Origin of the sequence: Lacticaseibacillus absianus, from assembly GCF_013407595.1 — a bacterium.
Taxonomy (GTDB): Bacteria; Bacillota; Bacilli; order Lactobacillales; family Lactobacillaceae; genus Lacticaseibacillus; species Lacticaseibacillus absianus.
Map to the genome: position 1 here is coordinate 17374 of NZ_JABEKX010000004.1, position 17950 is coordinate 35323.

Sequence of the window (17950 nt, forward strand, 5' to 3'; positions counted from 1 at the left end):
GTGTTGCCCCTACAGGTTCAGCCTGCAGGGGTTTTTGCTTGCACTTGCGCCCGTTTTGCGGCACGCTTACAGGGTAAGTGAAGCGCGAGCACTGGCCTGACCAAGGCGGAAAGGAGCCGATATGACGATCATCACCGATTACCTTGATGCCTTACCTGCGGCGCAGCAGCCGCATGCGCGCCAGCTTTATGCGCAGTTGCAGCAACTGTTGCCGTCAGCGGTCGAGCAGTTCAGCTACGGGATGCCCGCGTTTGCGCAGGGGGGCGTGACGCTGGTGTACTTTGCCGCGCACCAGCGGTGGCTGGGGTTCTACCCGACGCCAGGCCCGCTTCAGGCCCTGGCGTCGCAGCTCGGCGACTGGCACCGGACTAAGGGCGCGATCCAGTTTCCGTACGCCCAGCCACTACCAGAGGCGATTGTCGCCGCACTGGTACGCGAACGACTGGTCGAAGTGGCCGCGGGGACCCCGCGACCGGTCACCCGCAGGCCGGTGGTCACCCTGCCAGCGGCCTTGCGTGACCAGCTGATCGCTCAGGATCTGCTGGCGGCCTACGAGGCGCGCCCGCCCTATCAGCGGACGGATTATGTGAATTGGATCATGCGTGCCAAGCAAGCGGCCACTCGGGTCCGGCGCGCGGATCAGATGCTAGAGGAACTGCGCGCCGGGGATGTCTACATGAAGATGCCTTGGCGTGCGCGGACAACGAAGGAGGACCACACATGAAATCTGCGAATATCATTCTCGTCGGCGACGGCGCGATCGGCTCCAGCTACGCCTTCAACTGCTTGACGACCGGGGTCGGCAAGAGCATCGGCATCATCGACGTCAATCGCGAACGCGTGCAAGGCGACGTCGAGGACCTCGCGGACGCACTGCCGTATGTCTCCCAAAAAAATATCTACGCGGCCAACTATGAGGACTGTCGCTACGCGGACATCGTGGTGATCACGGCCGGTGTGGCGCAAAAACCAGGCGAGACGCGCCTGCAGTTGCTGCAGAAGAACGCCGCGATCATCACCGAGATCACTAACCAGATCATGGCCAACGACTTCGATGGCATCATCTTGGTCGCCTCCAACCCGGTCGACATCCTGACCGAGCTGGTGCTGCGGCTCTCCGGCCTACCGCGCAACCGCGTGCTCGGGTCGGGGACCGCGCTGGACACCGCGCGTCTGCGGTCCGAGATCGGGCGCCGCTACAACGTCGATGTGCGCTCGGTCCATGGCTACATCATGGGCGAGCACGGGGATTCTGAGTTCCCGGTCTGGGATTTTACCACGATCGGCGGCCAGCCGATCCGCGACTTTGTGCCGGCGAGCCGGTTGGCCGGTGACCTAGATGCGATCAGTACGCAGGTCAAGACGGCCGCTTACTCGATCATTCAGAAGAAGGGCGCGACCTTCTACGGCATCGCCGCCAGCCTGACTCGGCTGACCGCCGCGGTGCTCAACGACGACCGGGCGGCCTTTGCGATGTCCGTCCATCTTGACGGCGAATATGGGCTGCACGACGTGTCGATCGGTGTGCCGGTGCTACTCGGTGCCAACGGGTTGGCGCGGATCATCGAGTTAGACCTCAATGCGGCGGACGCCAAGCGCCTGGCCGACTCCGCAGAGATCCTGAAGGCCAACCTGAACTCGGTGCTGTAGGGCCGAGTCTGACCGTCTCACCAACCTAGGTGGGACGGTTTTTTATCGAGTACGGGGCAGTCAAGACACCTGCTTTCCCGGCCCGCGGCGGCGTGGTACACTGGAATGCAGACGAAGGGGGTACAGACATGCAGACGGCAGAGGCGATCTTTGAGGCGATCAAGGCGGATCCAGCGAACGCGGCGTACACCGCGCAGGGGGTTGAGCCACTGTATCACATCGAACCGGAGGCGACGATCCTGCTGATCAGTCAGGCCCCGAGCAGCAAGGCGCAATCCTCGATGGTGTTTTGGAACGATCCGAGCGGGGATCGCCTGCGCGATTGGATGGGCGTGACGCCGGATGAGTTCTACCACTCCGGGAAGCTGGCCGTCATGCCGCTGGACTTCTACTATCCGGGCAAGGGCAAAAGCGGCGACCTACCGCCGCGCAAAGGGTTCGCCGCTCAGTGGCACCCGCTGTTGCGCCCGTTGATGCCCAAGGTCGAGTTGACGCTTTTGGTCGGGGCCTACGCGCAGAAGTACTATTTGGGCCGCGCCGCGCGCCCGACGCTGACCGAGACAGTCCGTCATTTTGACGACTACCGGCCGAACTTTCCACTGGTCCACCCGTCGCCGTTGAATTATGGCTGGATCAAGCACAATCCCTGGTTCGAGGCGACGGTGTTGCCTGTTTTACGGGCGCAAGTCCGTCACGCGTTGCGCTGATCAGCGCGAATTGTCGTGGAAGCGGTTGTTTTTTGACCGTGAGATGGTCATGATGGAATAAGGTGAGACGCTGGCTGGACGACTGGTCAGCGTCCCTTGAGCTTGCAAAATGCGTTAAGGAAGGTGCGGCAATGTTTCCGTATGACAAGCTTCAGACGCTCAATGAGATCGAAACGGTGGTGTATAACTACATCATCAAGCACGCGACGGACGTCGAGACGATGCCGATCCGCCAGCTTGCCGAGCAGGCGCATGTGTCCACGGCCACGGTCCTGCGCTTCGCGGACAAGATGGGGTACGACGGCTATTCCGAGTTGCGCTTTGCCCTGAAGCAGCAGCGCAAGAACCAGCAGGCGACCAAGGACTCCGACCATTACGACATCGCGATCCCCCTGGTCGATTTTTTCTCCAAAGTCAACTCGACGGACTTCAATAAGCTGATCGATGCAGCGATGGCGATGATCCGCCAGGCGCCGATGGTCCTGTTCTTCGGACTGGGCTCCGGGAACTCGCTGGCGCAGTACGGGGCCCGCTTCTTCTCCAACGCGGGTAAGATGGCGCTGCCCGTGTTCGATCCGTTCCAGCCATTTCCGACGAACTCACCGCTGCCGAAGGATACGGTGGTGATCGTGATGTCCGTGTCCGGTGAGACCCGGCAGACCTTGGAGTTCGTGACCAAGATCAAGCCGGAGGACGTCAAGATCATCGCCGTGACGAATTCAGGCAACTCGACACTCGCGAAGATGGCTGATCTGTGCATCAGCTACTACATGCCGGAGATCCGGCACGCGGACTTGAACTTGACGACGCAGGTGCCGGTCGTCTACCTGATCGAGCTGATCGCGCACCGACTCGATGAACTGAATGGCTGACGCTAGACGGTAAGGTTGCCCCGAATAGACGGAGGGCTCGACGGATGATCCAATCGAGTCCTCCGTCTATTTGGCTGTGCTCACACTGGCTGGGCGGGGGTCAACCTAGACCACTTGTCACCGGTGACAATCCTGTAACAGGTGAGAACGCGAGAAACCGGTTTCTTTAAGTTGGCAAACGCTTCCAAAAACAAGCTGGACCAGCTATGCTGTAATAGTGATGAGTCATCACGCTGTTCTGGCCAGAACATGTGGAAATTATTCAATGACAAACGGGGGAAGTTATCAATGAACGATTTTATCAATAACAAATTGTTGCCTCCAGTGATGAAGTTCGTGAATACACGGGCGATCAGCTCGCTGCGTGACGGGATGCTCTACGTGATGCCGTTCACCATCGTCGGGTCGATCTTCCTGATCCTCGCGAACTTCCCTGAGCAACATGTTGCGGACTGGATGACCAACACAGGGTTGTCTGCCTACTGGAACGTCGCCTTCAACGCGTCCTTTGCGATCATGGCCTTCATCGCCGTTATCGGGATCGCGTACTCCTGGGTCAAGAGTGCCGGCTACGAACCACTGCCGGCCGGCCTGCTCGCCGGGGTCTCCTTCTTGCTCGTGATGCGGCCAAGCAACGCCGTCAACGTCGGCGGCAAGGTGCTCGCGACGGCAGAACAGATGGCCCAGACCAGCTTTATCGACCGCGATTGGCTGGGCGGCAAAGGGATGATCGCCGCCATCATCGTTGGGATGATCACCGGGCTCGTCTACACCTGGTTCATGAACAAAGACATCCGGATCAAGTTGCCAGACCAGGTGCCGGCTAACGTTGCCAGCTCCTTCACCGCGTTGATCCCAGCTGCTGTGCTGATCACCGGCTGGCTCGGTGTCTATGTCTTCTTCGATAAGCTGCTCAACACGACCATGACCGGCTGGATCTACAGCTTCATCCAGACCCCGCTGCAAGGGCTGACCGACTCCTTCGGCGGCACGCTCGCCATCGCCTTCCTGGTGCCATTCCTCTGGTTCTTCGGGGTGCATGGTGCGACGATCGTCGGCGGGATCATGGGGCCGCTGTTGCAGGCCAACGCGCTTGAAAACCAGAAGATCCTCGATGCTGGCCAGGCGCTGACTACCGCGAATGGGGGCCACATCGTGACCCAGCAGCTGATGGACCAATTCATGACCGTGACTGGTTCTGGGATGACTATCGGGCTCGTTGTCTTCATGGTCTTCTTCGCGAAGTCCAAGCAGTGGCGTGACCTGGGTCGGCTGTCCCTGGCGCCAGCGCTGTTCAACATCAACGAACCGATCTTGTTCGCTAGCCCGATCGTGATGAACCCGATCCTCGGGATCCCGTTCTTCCTGGCACCGCTGCTGTCTGCGACGCTGACCTACTTCGCCCTGAAGTTCGGGTTGCTCGCCCTGTTCCCTGGGACGATGGTACCTTGGACCACCCCACCGGTGATCTCCGGTTTCCTGATCGGTGGCTGGCAAGCCGCTGCATGGCAGGCACTGATGCTCGTGATGACCTTCTTCATCTATCTGCCATTCGCCCGCAAGCAGGATAAGCTGAACGTGGCGGTCGAATCCGGTCAGAGCATGGAAGATGCGATCAAGAACTGATCGACCGATAGCGACTCAATAAAGTGTTGAAGTGAAGCCATCTGTCCGAAAGTCGGCGGGTGGCTTTACTCGTCAAAGGCCGGAACGGCCGGCCCGTTACCCGGACGTCAAACTCGGCGTCCACTATGTTAAAGGAGCGAAATTATGTCTAAGTTACGATCAGACTTTCTGTGGGGAGGCGCTGTCGCGGCGCACCAACTTGAAGGCGGCTGGCAGGAAGGTGGCAAGGGCGTCAGCGTGGCTGACGTGATGACCGCCGGGGCCAACGGCGTCGAGCGGCGCATCACGGCCGGTGTGGTGCCGGGAGAGAACTACCCGAACCATGAGGCGATCGATTTTTATCACCGCTATAAGTCGGATATTCAGCTCTTCAAGGAACTCGGACTCAAAGCATTCCGCACCTCGATCGCGTGGACGCGCATTTTCCCTAATGGTGATGAGACCACTCCGAACGAGGCCGGGTTGCAATTCTATGACGACCTGTTCGATGAGCTGCTGGCAAACGGGATCGAACCTGTGATCACGCTGTCGCACTTCGAGATGCCGTACCACCTGGTGACCGAATATGGCGGTTGGCGGGACCGTCGCGTTGTGGACTTCTTCGTCCGCTTCGCGACCACCGTGTTCACGCGCTACAAGGGGAAGGTCCACTACTGGATGACCTTCAACGAGATCAACAACCAGGCCAACACGAGTGGGACCTTCGCCCTGTTCACCAACTCCGGGATCCAGGTCGGACCGGGTGAAAATGCCGAGGCACTGATGTATCAAGCGGCGCACTACGAGACTGTCGCCAGCGCGCTGGCCGTGCAGATCGGTCATCAGATCGATCCGGCTAACCAGATCGGGGCGATGATCGCAATGGTGCCGATCTACCCAGCGAGCCCGAAGCCTGAAGATATCATGAAAGCAGAGCGGGCGATGCAAGCACGCTACTGGTTCGCCGATGTGCAGTGCAACGGCCGCTACCCAGCCTGGCTGCGCCAGTATCAGGCAGACGCCGGGTTCGACCTCGACATCACGCTGGAAGACCTGAACGTGCTCGCCTGTGGGACCGTGGATTACATCGGGTTCTCCTACTACATGTCCATGGCAGTGCAAGCCGCGCCGGATGAGCCGGCCAACTACAAGTACCACGAGGCGGGTGATGTGGTTGAGAACCCGACTGTCGAGCGCTCCGAGTGGGGCTGGCAGATCGACCCGGTCGGGCTACGCTACGCGATGAACTGGTTCAAGGATCGCTACGACTTGCCGCTGTTCATCGTCGAAAACGGCTTCGGGGCGATCGACGACATCACTCCGGATCACCGGGTGCACGATCCGTACCGTGTCGACTACTTACGGGCGCACATCGAACAGATGAAGCTGGCCGTGGAAGTCGACGGCGTGGATCTGATCGGTTACACGCCGTGGGGCTTCATCGACCTTGTGTCGGCGGGTACCGGGCAGATGGATAAGCGTTACGGGGTGATCTACGTTGACAAAAACGATGCTGGGGAAGGCACCCTCGACCGCTACAAGAAGGATTCCTTCTACTGGTACCAAAACGTGATCAAGACTAATGGGGCTGACCTCGATAACGTGGTCGTCCCGGACTAAAGGAGGGTTCAACATGGCAGAAACGACCATTATGCTGGCCTGCGCCGCCGGTATGTCCACGAGTTTACTCGTGTCAAAGATGCAAAAAGCCGCCGAAGCCAAGGGCGTCGACGCGAAGATCTTTGCGATCCCGGCCAGCGACATCGACAACAAGATGGCCAGTGAGCACCCAGACGTGCTGCTGCTTGGGCCTCAGGTCCGCTACATGGAAGCGCAGGTGAAGGGCCGCGTCAGCATCCCAGTTGCCGTGATCAACATGCAGGACTACGGCATGATGAACGGGGACAAGGTGCTGACCAGTGCCTTGGACATGCTCGATTGATCAGACACGGGGTCGCAGCATGCGTGTGGCCCCGGTCAGCCGGCCGACGGGGATGATCACGGTCCCCTCGGGCCAAGAATGCGCCAGCAGTCGTGAACGAACGATGGAGAAGGCAGGAAAACGTTATGACAGAGTATGTGGGATTTGACATCGGGGGCACCAATACCCAGTATGGCCTGATCAACGGTCAAGGCCAGATCTTGGATCAAGGGTCGTTCCCCACGGCGCAGCTGCGCCAGGATAACCTGAATGCGCTGGTCAAGGCCACGGCGCGCTACCAGCAGGACCACGCCATCGCCGGGATCGGGCTTTCCGCTCCGGGGATCATCACGCGAGAAGGTTACATGATCACTGGTGGAGCGGTCGCATGCTTCTATGAATTCGACCTCGCCGGGGTCCTGAGCGAGATGACCGGCCTGCCGGTGCGGGTCGAAAACGATGCGAACGCTGCGGCGATCGCCGAGCATTGGCTCGGTAACGCGCAAGACGTCGCAGACTACATCTGCTTGGTGCTGGGCACCGGAATCGGCGGTGGGATCGTGTTGAACAACGCCGTTTACCGCGGCGCCCACGGTATGGCCGGAGAGATCGGCTGGAGCATCACGCACGACCTTGACTACACGCACAACTTCGAAGCGGCCTCGCTGAATTTTTCCGCCGCGGTGGTCAGCGGCCTTGTGCGGCGCTACAATGCGAGCCTGGCGCAGGTCCAGCCGACGGCCCAGCCGCTCAACGACGCGGCGGACATCCTGGCCCTGGCCCATGAGCACGATCGCATTGCCAGTCCGATCTACCGGCAGTACCTAGACGATGTGACCGTGATGCTCATGAACCTGATCGGAACGCTCGATCCCGAGCGGATCCTGGTCGGCGGTGGGATCAGTGCGAACGACCGCTTCATGGCTGACCTGCAGGCGCACTTCGACGAGTTCATGGCTCGCCATGAGAGCCTGAACCGCGTTAACCCGCGGCTGCACTTCCGCCTCATGCCCGCCGGCCTCCGCAATAACGCCGGCTTGATCGGCGCTGTGTACCCCCTGACACAGCTCAAGTGACGCCCAATGCCCCGCCTGCACAAGACCTCCGTGCAAGGCGGGGCATTGGTGTTGGGTGGCCTGCACGATCATTCTGGTGGTTATCGATGATCAGTCCCATGATAATCGGTCGCGCAACGCTTAAGTTTCCCTTAGACCGGGTGTGGCAGAGCCTGGTTCGATTGACGGTGCGCCGCGTCACCGGGTATGGTGGAGCCACCAACCACACTGAGGGGGGAGCCGAATGGAATTTTTGAAGCAATGCATGATCATAGGGGTCAGCCTATTAGTTCTGATCCAGGGGATCGCGGGCGTGTTGGGCGCGACTGAACCGCACCCGACCATGCGCCGCCAATGCCTGTATATTTTGCTCCAGACCGCGGCGATGATCGGGGTCGGGGTGACGGTGAGTCAATACGGCGGGTACCGCGACCTGGTTAGCACGGATGCGGACGGCGTGTACTTCTGGGTCGTGCTGGGGCTCAGCGTTGTACTGTGGGGCGCCGGCAGCGTGGGGGTCGGCGCCTGGACGCGCTGGCGCGCGCGCCGTTAAAACGGTGGGCAAGGACAGCACCGAGCAGTATACTGGGGCGGGAGGTGCATCATGGCAACTAAGACGCAACAGCGGATCATCGACGCGACGAAGCAACTGGTCGTCAGTGAGGCGTTCAGTGAGATCAATGTCACCAGCATCATGAAGGCGGCTGGCCTGCGTCGGCAGACGTTCTATGACTATTACCGAGACAAATATGATGTGCTGGGTGACATCTACCAGCACGAGATCGATGCGGCGGTCCAGTACTGCGGCAACTACCGTTACTGGACCCGGACGCTACACACCATGCTCGCGTACTTCGCGGCCAACGCCGCCTTCTACGCCGTCGTGCTACGGATCGATGAGCAAAACGCACCGGAAGACGTGATCGTGTCGCACCTGCACCGGATGATCGGGCAGATCCTGCGCGATATGGGCGCCGCGGAGATGATCGTGGTGGACCCGGCGTATGTCGACTTCTTGCAGGGGCTCCTGAGTCACGCGTTCGTGGCCGCGCTCAAGCAGTGGCTAGCGGCCACCCCACGGCCGGCGGTCGCGACGCTCGAGGCGCAGCTCAATACTTTTGTGGCAGATGGGTTCGCCGGCACGCTGGCCCGTGCGAAGCACCCCATTGCGCTGGCGGAGTGAGGTAACGGACAGTTCGGTGGAACTGTCCGTTTTGCTTACGATTAGTCAGTGCTATCCTGTTCTTGTCATCGAATAGGAGGTCATCTTATGGCAAATGTATTGATCCTCGGCGCCAACGGGCAGATCGCCCGGCTGGCGACACAGCAGTTACTGGATACGACCGCGCATCACCTGACGCTGTTCCTGCGGCGGGCGAAGCGGCTGGCGGTGCAGGATGCCGCTCGTGAAGTCATCATCGATGGTGACGCGCGCAACGCCACAGACATTCAGGCGGCGCTGGGTGGGATCGACGTCGTCTACGCGAACTTAGCGGGGCACAATATCGCGGCCCAAGCCCAGGCTGTCGTTGACGCAATGGACGCTACTGGGGTCCGGCGCCTGATCTGGATCTCCACGCTTGGGATCTACGATGAGGTGCCTGGGGCGTTCGGGCAGTGGAACCACGCACAACTCGACGGGGGTTACCTCGAACCATACGCGGCTGCGGCACAGGTGATCGAGGCCAGTGACCTCGATTACACCATCATCCGGCCGGCCTGGCTGTCCAATCGGGACCTCGTCAGTTACGAGATCACGCAAAAAGGCGAGCCGTTCAAGGGGACCGAAGTCTCGCGTAAGAGTATCGCGGACTTGGTCGTTCACTTGATCAACGCCCCCACTCAGGCGATCCGTCACTCGCTGGGCGTCAACCAGCCCAATACGGCCGGCGACAAGCCTTCGTTTTATTGAGGGCTGAGCGATGAAACAAGGCCCGCGTATGCGGGCCTTGTTTGTTGATCACGCCGAATGGGTCAGCCAGCGGTGCACGAGTGGGCGGTGGGTCGCCAACACTGGGATCAGGAGCACTAGTGCGAGCAAGCCGCACGCCGGAAAGCCCCAGAGACCACCGGCGACGTCCATGATCCCGCCGACGTAGAGACTGCCGATCGGAGTGGTGCCTTGGTTGAGTAAGACATAGACGCTCATGATGCGGCCGCGCAGCTGGTGGGGGATGTCGTATTGGAAGCTGGCGTTGCTTTGGTTGAGAAACACCATGTTGCAAAAGCCGATCGCGACCATCATCAGCATTGCCAGGGCGTAGTTGTGAACGATCAGCATCGCGCCTTGTAAGGCGGCGGTGCTGAGGGCTACAGCGAGGTAGATGTTACGCTGCAAGCCGAAGCGTGCTAGGTAGCTCATCAAAAAGGCGGCGGTAAGGCTGCCGATCCCAGTGGCTGACAGGAGGTTCGCGTAAGTCTGCGCGCCGGCGTGCAGGACCTCCTTGGCGAAAATCGGGATGATCACGTTGTTGTTGTAGTTCAATGTGCACACGACGATCATCATCTCAGCCGATAGCCGCACCTCGGCGTGCGTCCAGACATACTGCAGCCCATCCAGGACGTCACGCCACATGCGTTGCTTAGAGGGGGTGGCGACCACATGGGTCTGGTGGATGGCGAGCAGCCCGATCAAGACGGCCACGTAGCTGATCGCATCGACCAAAAAGCAGAAGCCGACGGAGAACTGGACCATCAGAAGCCCGGCCAGTGACGGCCCGGCGATCTTGGCAAGGTTGAACACTGTGGAGTTCAGGGAGATCCCGTTCATCAAGTCCTTCTGCCCGACCAGCTCGACCACGAAGGACTGGCGCGTCGGCGTGTCGAAGCTCTGGAGCACGCCATAGCCCAGCGCGATCAGGAGCACCTGCCAATAGGCGACGACCTTGAGGTAGACGATCAGCGTCATGATCACGCCGAGCACCAAGAAGCCGGCTTGGGTGATCAGGAGGATGCGACGCTTAGGGATGCGGTCGATCAGCGTGCCAGCCATCAGCGTCAGGAGCAGGATCGGCACGAACTGACAGGCCGAGAGGATCCCGACCAAGAGGGCCGAGCCGGTCATCTGGTAGACCAGCCACGTCTGTGCGGTACGCTGGATCCAGGTGCCCATGACGGACAGGAGCTGGCCGAACCAGAAGTAGCGAAAATTTTTGATGCGAAGGGAAGAGAAGGTGCTGCGGAGTATCGACAAGAGCCTGACCGTCCTTTTTTCTGAAATCACTTCATTCTTGGTCTTCATCATAAGAAAGTCAATATCTCATAATTAGCACTCTAATGTTACAAGTGCTAAATAGTTGTGTCATCCCCCGCTGAACGCGTTATAATAAAGACGTCTAGAAAAGTAACCAAACAATGGAGGGATTGGATCATGGCAGCAGATGTTGAAAAGACGCTTGTGCTTGATGAACCGATGAACGCGGTGTTTGACTGGAGCGACAGTGAGACCCCGGTCCGTGATGCATTGTGGAATTACTACATGGAGCAGAACAGTCGCGATACGATCAAGACTGAAGAAGAGATGAAGCCGGTGCTGGATATGTCTGATGACGAGGTCAAGGCACTGGCGGAGAAGTTGCTGAAGAAGTAACCTCGCCATTAGCGGCTGAGACATCAAGCGGTTTTAGCCCAGAGTATACGCGTGGCCCTCAGCAAACCTGAACTTAGGTTTGGCTGGGGGCCACGCTTGTACAGGTAGACATGCGCTAGAATGCCTCGCTGTGGCCTTCGGCATAGCCGGAGGGAAGCAAGGGTGCTTACTGCGGAGTACGGCATAGCCGGACGGAAGCAAGGGTGCATACTGCGGAGTACGGCATAGCCGGAGGGAAGCAAGGGTGCTTACTGCGGAGTACGGCATAGCCGGAGGGAAGCAAGGGTGCTTACTGCGGAGTACGGCATAGCCGGAGGGAAGCAAGGGTACATACTGCGGAGTACGGCATAGCCGGAGGAAAGCAAGGGTGTTTACTGCGGAGTACGGCATAGCCGGAGGAAAGCAAGGGTGTTTACTGCGGAGTACGGCATAGCCGGACGGAAGCAAGGGTGTTTACTGCGGAGTACGGCATAGCCGGACGGAAGCAAGGGAGTCGCGTATGGCGCGTACTGTTCTGGAATAGGCGTGCGTCGATCGTGAGCCGCCGATGGGGTCTCGGCCGCTTTTTTGATGAACTGTGCCAAATACACTTTTTGGGCCGTTGCGCTGCTGGCATGATCGTGACCCAAAAAAGCGGCGTGACTTTTGTCACCGCCCTGTTTTGACGTGCATGCAGGGGTGTGGGATGATAGACGCCGAATGCAAGAAGGAGGACGACTCATGATCAGATCCATCAACCGAGATCCGCAACTACTGGCTCGCAAATCGGCCAAGGCGACGCCCAAGGATGCAGCCGTGGTCACAGACCTTGTCGAAACGCTGGCCGCCCACCGTGACGGCTGCGTCGGCATGGCCGCGAACATGATCGGCGTGGGCCGACGCATCATCGCGGTGGCGATCGGGCCACTCAACGTCCCGATGGTCAATCCGAGGATCATTGCGCGTCAGGGCGCGTACGCCACACAGGAAGGGTGTCTGTCACTTGTGGGGGAGCGACCGACCACGCGGTACGAGACGATCACCGTGCAGTACCTCGATGGGCGATTCCAACCGCAGACACAGACCTTCACAGGCTTTGTGGCCCAGATCATCCAGCATGAGGTCGATCATTGCGATGGGATCGTGATCTGATGGCGGGGCCAGATGACACCCACACGCTTGTCACGACGACGGTCGCCGAGTGGCAAGCCGCCGAAGACGCGTTCTTGACCGGCGTTGACTTGCGCGGCGCCGCCACGGTGGCCGGCTTTTCGGCTCACCCAACGATTGAGGCGAGCACCGCCAGCCATGTTGAGCTGACTGGCGCTGACCTGACGCGACTGGAGGCGATCGAGGTGGCCTGGCGCAATTGCGACTTGGCCAACGCGACGTTGGCAACCGCCGGACTGTTTCGCACGACCTTCACCGGATGCCGGCTGACGGGGTGTGAGCTGACTGGGGCCTACCTGAATCAGGTCACGTTCACGGATTGTCGATTGGATCTGACCGGGTGGCAGACGGCCAAGCTCAAGCAGGTCCGCTTCGAGCGCTGCGTGCTCACCGGCGCCGACCTGACTGACTGCCAGTTGACCCAAGTGACGTTCACGGCGTGTGACGTCGACCAGCTCGCGTTGAGCGGGACCAAGCTGCGTGGGTTAGACCTCAGTACCTGCCGCTTCAAGCAGTTGGACGTCGCGCCTCAGCAGCTGCGTGGCCTGCGGGTGACGCACGCCCAGGCTGGCCAACTTGCGACACAACTGTTAGGCCTGACTTTAGTGGACTAAAAAACCACAGGCAGATTGCGTGATCTGTCTGTGGTTTTGAGTCGCGATCAGTTCAGACCGAACAAGTGTTGGATCGCGAAGAAAAGCGGCGGGACGACCAGGGCCGGCAACAGGTTCAGCGTGCTGATTTTTTTGAGCCCGAGGATGTTGACCCCGGAGGCGAAGATCAGGATCCCGCCGACCACGGAGAGTTCAGTGATCAGCGCCGCAGACAGCGCGCCGCGTAGCAGGAGCGCGATCAGGTAGATACTCCCCTGCCAGACGAACAGGACTGGGGCGGCGAGCATCATCCCAAGGCCGAACGTCGATGCAAGGACGATCGACGTGATCAGATCGAGCGTCCCGTTCGTGAAGAGGAACGTGTAGTCGTGGTGCAAGGCTGCTTCCATGGGCCCGACGATCGAGAGGGTCCCGATGCAAAACAGTAAGATCCCGGTCGATAGCCCTTCCGCCAGTGCGGACGGCCGATCACCGCGGTGGAGCAGGTGGTCGAAGCGGCCTTCCAGGTCGAGCCACTGCCCGATCAGCGCGCCGATCGCCATGCTGGCAAGAAAGAGGACCGGGTAGCGGCTCTTGGGCATATTCTGTAGTGTCGTGTTCGCGCCGAGCAGCATGACGGCCAGCCCCATCGCCTGCATCAGGCCTGCTTGGTAGCGCGCGTTGAGCCCCCGGTTGAAGCTGGCCCCGATCGCGCTCCCGATGATGATCATCGCGACGTTAAAAAGTGTTCCCCACATCTTGTTGCCTCCTGGTCCGTAATGGTCTTATTGTACGCCAAAACGGGCTGCGACGAGCAGGTGAGCGGGAAAGTCCCAAGCGCCGTGGCTTGGGCTGTGCGGGACAGCAAAAAAGCCCCGTGGTCGCGGGGCTCGGGTCAAACTCACGTCAGGGGCAGTCCTGACAACGTGGGATCAACACTGCGGTCGGTTGAGCGCAGCTGGGGGGTGATCCACACAGGATAGATATGCAATGACACTGTCATTATAAGGCAGACGTCGAGGTGGGTAAAGTGGTCCCGGGACCACTTAGGGTGCGCGGTTGTGACAGAAAAAACAGACGGTCGCGCACGGCCCCGCCATCGGTCGCGATAATAAGCGTGTTTGGCCGGTACTTCCATGAAAAAATCACGTTAGGGTGCGCATCGGGTGGCCGACAATGCATTCGATCAGGTGGATCAATGGGCACGATTAGGACTGAGAAAGGAACTTGTTCCGTGAATGTTCCCAGCTAGTGCTAGTTGAGCTTGGCCATCGCCTTGGCAGGGACCGCACTGGCATCGACGTAATTCGGGCCTTCGATCACGCGCTTGGCACTGATCTTGGCCTTGACGTACTTCCCAACAGTCAGCGGCTGCGGGTCTTTGCCTGTCAGTTCGTAGCTCATCTGTTGCGTGGTGCCATCTGCGAAGACGAAGGTGAAGTCGTAGTCGTAGCTGTACAACCCGGCCTGAACTTTGCCGGACGAGTCTTTGGTCTGTTCCTTGGTCGGGGTTGTCGTGACCTTAGCGTAGGCCGTTTGCCCCGTATAGGTCTCATTGTAGTATTTGAAGCCGAACCAGCCGCCAGCGACGATCGCTAAGACGAGCAAGGCACCGAGCACTTTTTTCATGGAAAAATCCCTCATTTCTAGATTAACTGATTCTATCATAGCCCGTTTGGGGTGACGACGCCATCGCAATGGACTTCCAAAATTGTCACTTCACGCTGGTCAAACTCGCCACCAGCGCATACAATAGGGAAAACCAAGGGGGTTTCAGAAAATGAACGAGCGCGCAGCGGTGATCCTGAGTGAAGACTTGAGTGGCGTCGGCGGCGTCTCGATGAGCGCGGCGCTCCCGTTGCTCACGGCGATGGACCTGATGCCGTGCGCCTTGCCAACGGCGCTCTTGTCGAGTCATACCGGGGGCCTGGGGGCGAACACCGCACTGGATCTCAGTGCGGAGATGCCCAAGGTCTTGACCCATTGGCAGACGCTTGGGCTTGACTGGCAAGCCGTCGTGCTCGGCTACCTTGGTCGCTCGGCCATGGCCGTGTGGCAGGCGTGGCTACCGCAGCTGGGTTCAGTGCCTTTGCGGCTCATCGACCCGGTGATGGGGGACCATGGCAAGCTCTACCGCGGGTTTGGCGCCGCAGAGGTGGTGGGGATGCGCCGGTTGGTCACGCAGGCGACGCTGATCACACCGAATGTGACGGAGGCCCAGGCATTACTCGGCCAGCCGTTGACGGCGGCCGCCCAGACGCCGGCCGCCGCGGCGGCACTCGCGCAGGCGGTGGCGACGCGCTTCGGGGTCGATGTGGTGCTGACTGGCGTCTCGCTGGTCGATGGAGCGATCGGCGTGTTCGGCCAGACGGCGACAGGGGCCTGGGCCCAGCGTGCGCCGCGCACACCGGGGGACTATTTTGGCACTGGTGATCTGTTCACGGCACTTTTGGCGGGGGCGATCGTGCGTGGTTGGGCCATCTCAGACGCGGCAGCGCTGGCCGCTGAGTTCATCCGGCGGGCGCTCGCGTACACCCGCACGGTGACGGCAGATCCACGCTTCGGGGTCGCCTACGCGCCGATCTTGCCGTGGCTGATCACCCAACTGGCGACAACTAAGGAGGCACAACATGACAACTGATCGTTCACGTCTACGACAACTGATCTTCACCGGCCTATTCGCCGCGATCATCTTCATCGGGATCTCACTACTACGGATCCCGTTGCCCGCGCTGGTGGGCCGGCCTTTCATCCACTTCGGCAACCCGCTGATGATCTTGGCGATCGTCTTTTTGGGCGGCGGGTACGGCTTCGCCGCCGGGGCGATTGGCCTCGGTGGCTTCGATCTGCTGAACGGGTACGCGGCGACCAGCTGGCTGACCGTGTTGGAGGTCGCCGTGATGGCGCTGGTGATCAGCCAAGCCATGCGTGCGCTACGCGTATCGGCGCACCCAGGTCGCATTGCCGCGATCGGGGTGATCGGCGGGCTGACGAAGCTGGTCACCTCGTATCTCGTTGGGATCGTCGAGGCCTTGATGGTGGGGACCAAGTTCGGCGTGGCGATCGTCGCGGCCTTCTTGAGCCTGCCGGCCACGGCGATCAACTCGCTGGCGACAGCGATCATCGTCCCCGTGCTTTACCTCGCCCTGCGGCCGGTCTTCACACGCCGGTGAGGTGGGCGAGACGACCGCGACGGTCCGGCCCAGCCGGACCGTCTTTTTGCGCCTAATCCGGTAAAAAAATTGGCGCGTCATGAGGACAAAATGAGAATGCTGTGATAGGGTGGTAGGCGATCACACTTTGGAGGTGAAGGCATGTCATCGACAACCAAGCACACCGGCGCCCGCCACCCACCCGCATTCGCCACCTTGGCGTTGGGGTCACTGGGGACCGGGTTTGCGACATATGGCGTCTCGGCCATTCTGATCTTATATCTCTACACGCCGCTTACGCAGGCGGGACTTGGGCTGGATAAGGTCACGGCCACGCAGATCCTGGCGGTGTTCACCTCGATCAGCTTTATCGCGGGGATGATCGGGAGCTATGCGGCGGATCGACTGGTCGGGACTCGTCGGCCCTTTGCGATAGGCAACGGGATCAAGGCGATCGGGATCGCCTTGCTCGCTGTTCCCCACGGCGGGATGCCCGCCTTAGTCGCAAGCCTTGTCCTGCAAGTGTTCGGCGCAGGAGTGGCCGGCCAGAGTCTGAATGCGCTGGCGGGCGCCTTGTACAGCCAGGTCAGCCCGCTGCGGGATTCGGCCTTCGCGCTGCTGTACATCACCGCGAATATCGGGGCAGCCGCGCCAGTGATCACCGGGAGCATCGCCTTACACTTCGGTTACGCCATGGGTTTCTTGACCGCGGCGATCGTATTGGCGCTTAGCCTCTTGCCGTATGTCTTCTTGCAGCGTCGACTGTTCGGATCGATCGGACTGACGGCACCGGACCCATTGACGCCGACGGCCCGGCGGCGCATGCTGTGGCTAGGTGGTGGCGCGGTGCTGGTGGTCACGGCGCTGCTCGGTGCGAGTTTTGCCTGGCACTGGCTGACGGCAACGGGGTTTGTCAACGGCGTCGGCTGGCTGAGTCTCGCCCTACCGCTGGTGTACGGCGGCGCGATGCTGCGCAGCCCCAAGACCACAGCGATAGAGGGGCGGCGGATCCGGTACTTTGGGGTCTACCTGCTGGGCAACAGCATCTGCATGATGGTCTACGGCCAGTCGACCGGGATCCTTGCGCTATACGCCGCCGACTCGGTCCAGCTGAACGCGTGGGGGTTGCACCTGACGCCCGCGGCGTTTCAGACGGTGCCGGCGGTCCTCGCGATCGTGTTCGGGACGGTGATGAGCTACGCCTGGGCCCACCTTGGGGCGCGTCAGCCCAGCGAAAGTCTGAAGTTCGGGCTCGGGATCGTGCTGTGGGGTGCCGGACCGCTGTTCATGGCGGTGCCACTGACGTGGTATGCGCCTGGGGTGAAGGTCTCACCGCTGTGGTTACTCGCATTCTACGGGTTGATCGTTCTCGGCGAATCGTTGACGGCGCCGATCGGCACGGCGCTGTCGACGCGGATCGCGCCCGTGGCGTTTGCGTCACAGCTAGTCACCGTGTACGCACTGTCGCAATCGGCGGGTGCGGGCCTGTCCGCGTTGCTGGCGAATTTTTACGTGCGGGAGCATGAAGCCGCATATTTTGAAGTGATCGGTACGCTGACCGTGGCTTACGGCATCGCGATGTGCGTCTGGCATCGGCAGATCGAGGCTGGGACACTCAGCGGGTTACAGTAACGATGTCGCGGCAGGACCGCTGACG

At 60.4% G+C, this 17950-nt stretch carries 20 protein-coding genes; 17 read left to right on the forward strand and 3 right to left on the reverse strand.

Annotation, left to right across the window (positions count from 1 at the left end; all coding sequences use genetic code 11):
- The first annotated feature begins 121 nt into the window (after positions 1 to 121).
- The 11 genes from HII33_RS11945 (at position 122) to HII33_RS11995 (ending at position 9722) form a co-directional block, all read left to right on the forward strand.
- Positions 122 to 724 (forward strand): YdeI/OmpD-associated family protein, encoded by a 603-nt coding sequence (locus HII33_RS11945; protein ID WP_179396044.1) that lies wholly within the window; start codon positions 122 to 124, stop codon positions 722 to 724.
- Positions 721 to 1650 carry an L-lactate dehydrogenase gene (locus tag HII33_RS11950; RefSeq protein ID WP_179396045.1) on the forward strand — a complete coding sequence of 310 codons (930 nt, stop codon included), beginning with the start codon at positions 721 to 723 and terminating at the stop codon, positions 1648 to 1650. Before HII33_RS11945 ends, HII33_RS11950 begins: the two co-directional genes overlap by 4 nt.
- 128 nt (positions 1651 to 1778) lie before the next feature.
- Complete coding sequence (locus tag HII33_RS11955; RefSeq protein ID WP_179396046.1) at positions 1779 to 2357, forward strand: uracil-DNA glycosylase family protein; 579 nt, start codon at positions 1779 to 1781, stop codon at positions 2355 to 2357.
- Positions 2358 to 2488: 131 nt separating this feature from the next.
- On the forward strand, positions 2489 to 3229 hold the full coding sequence (locus HII33_RS11960; protein ID WP_179396047.1) for a MurR/RpiR family transcriptional regulator: 741 nt from the start codon (positions 2489 to 2491) through the stop codon (positions 3227 to 3229).
- A gap of 288 nt (positions 3230 to 3517) precedes the next feature.
- A complete protein-coding gene (locus HII33_RS11965) occupies positions 3518 to 4855 on the forward strand; it encodes a PTS sugar transporter subunit IIC (RefSeq protein ID WP_179396048.1) in 1338 nt (445 codons plus the stop codon).
- A 144-nt stretch (positions 4856 to 4999) separates the two neighbouring features.
- Positions 5000 to 6454, forward strand: coding sequence for a 6-phospho-beta-glucosidase (locus HII33_RS11970; protein ID WP_179396049.1), 1455 nt, complete (start codon positions 5000 to 5002; stop codon positions 6452 to 6454).
- 13 nt (positions 6455 to 6467) lie between these two features.
- A complete protein-coding gene (locus HII33_RS11975) occupies positions 6468 to 6776 on the forward strand; it encodes a PTS sugar transporter subunit IIB (RefSeq protein ID WP_179396050.1) in 309 nt (102 codons plus the stop codon).
- Positions 6777 to 6901: 125 nt separating this feature from the next.
- Positions 6902 to 7831 (forward strand): ROK family protein, encoded by a 930-nt coding sequence (locus tag HII33_RS11980; protein WP_179396051.1) that lies wholly within the window; start codon positions 6902 to 6904, stop codon positions 7829 to 7831.
- A gap of 223 nt (positions 7832 to 8054) precedes the next feature.
- Complete coding sequence (locus HII33_RS11985) at positions 8055 to 8363, forward strand: hypothetical protein (RefSeq protein ID WP_179396052.1); 309 nt, start codon at positions 8055 to 8057, stop codon at positions 8361 to 8363.
- A 51-nt stretch (positions 8364 to 8414) separates the two neighbouring features.
- Positions 8415 to 8993, forward strand: a complete 579-nt coding sequence (locus HII33_RS11990) for a TetR/AcrR family transcriptional regulator C-terminal domain-containing protein (RefSeq protein ID WP_179396053.1) — start codon at positions 8415 to 8417, stop codon at positions 8991 to 8993.
- An 87-nt stretch (positions 8994 to 9080) separates the two neighbouring features.
- On the forward strand, positions 9081 to 9722 hold the full coding sequence (locus tag HII33_RS11995; RefSeq protein WP_179396054.1) for an SDR family oxidoreductase: 642 nt from the start codon (positions 9081 to 9083) through the stop codon (positions 9720 to 9722).
- Positions 9723 to 9770: 48 nt separating this feature from the next.
- On the opposite strand, the gene HII33_RS12000 is transcribed toward HII33_RS11995, so the two are convergent.
- On the reverse strand, positions 9771 to 11003 hold the full coding sequence (locus HII33_RS12000; RefSeq protein WP_246287458.1) for an MFS transporter: 1233 nt from the start codon (positions 11001 to 11003) through the stop codon (positions 9771 to 9773).
- A 177-nt stretch (positions 11004 to 11180) separates the two neighbouring features.
- On the opposite strand from HII33_RS12000, the gene HII33_RS12005 reads away from it, so the two are divergent.
- From HII33_RS12005 to HII33_RS12015, 3 genes are all read left to right on the forward strand, one after another.
- The gene (locus tag HII33_RS12005) at positions 11181 to 11399 is read left to right on the forward strand and encodes a P8 family protein (protein ID WP_218841977.1); all 219 of its coding nucleotides are present in this window, start codon (positions 11181 to 11183) and stop codon (positions 11397 to 11399) included.
- Positions 11400 to 12119: 720 nt separating this feature from the next.
- Complete coding sequence (locus HII33_RS12010) at positions 12120 to 12530, forward strand: peptide deformylase (protein WP_179396056.1); 411 nt, start codon at positions 12120 to 12122, stop codon at positions 12528 to 12530.
- Positions 12509 to 13162, forward strand: coding sequence for a pentapeptide repeat-containing protein (locus HII33_RS12015; RefSeq protein ID WP_179396057.1), 654 nt, complete (start codon positions 12509 to 12511; stop codon positions 13160 to 13162). Before HII33_RS12010 ends, HII33_RS12015 begins: the two co-directional genes overlap by 22 nt.
- A gap of 47 nt (positions 13163 to 13209) precedes the next feature.
- Here the strand turns inward: HII33_RS12015 and HII33_RS12020 are convergent, their stop codons facing one another.
- Positions 13210 to 13899 (reverse strand): DUF554 domain-containing protein, encoded by a 690-nt coding sequence (locus HII33_RS12020; protein ID WP_179396058.1) that lies wholly within the window; start codon positions 13897 to 13899, stop codon positions 13210 to 13212.
- 496 nt (positions 13900 to 14395) lie between these two features.
- Positions 14396 to 14770, reverse strand: coding sequence for a DUF1093 domain-containing protein (locus HII33_RS12025; RefSeq protein ID WP_179396059.1), 375 nt, complete (start codon positions 14768 to 14770; stop codon positions 14396 to 14398).
- 151 nt (positions 14771 to 14921) lie between these two features.
- Here HII33_RS12025 and HII33_RS12030 point away from each other — a divergent pair, with 151 nt between their 5' ends.
- The 3 genes from HII33_RS12030 (at position 14922) to HII33_RS12040 (ending at position 17925) form a co-directional block, all read left to right on the forward strand.
- Positions 14922 to 15782, forward strand: coding sequence for a PfkB family carbohydrate kinase (locus tag HII33_RS12030; protein ID WP_179396060.1), 861 nt, complete (start codon positions 14922 to 14924; stop codon positions 15780 to 15782).
- Complete coding sequence (locus tag HII33_RS12035; RefSeq protein ID WP_179396061.1) at positions 15772 to 16314, forward strand: ECF transporter S component; 543 nt, start codon at positions 15772 to 15774, stop codon at positions 16312 to 16314. The genes HII33_RS12030 and HII33_RS12035 overlap by 11 nt, the downstream gene beginning before the upstream one ends.
- A gap of 141 nt (positions 16315 to 16455) precedes the next feature.
- Entirely contained in the window at positions 16456 to 17925 is a 1470-nt protein-coding gene (locus HII33_RS12040) for a peptide MFS transporter (protein WP_179396062.1), read from the forward strand.
- Positions 17926 to 17950 lie beyond the last annotated feature (25 nt).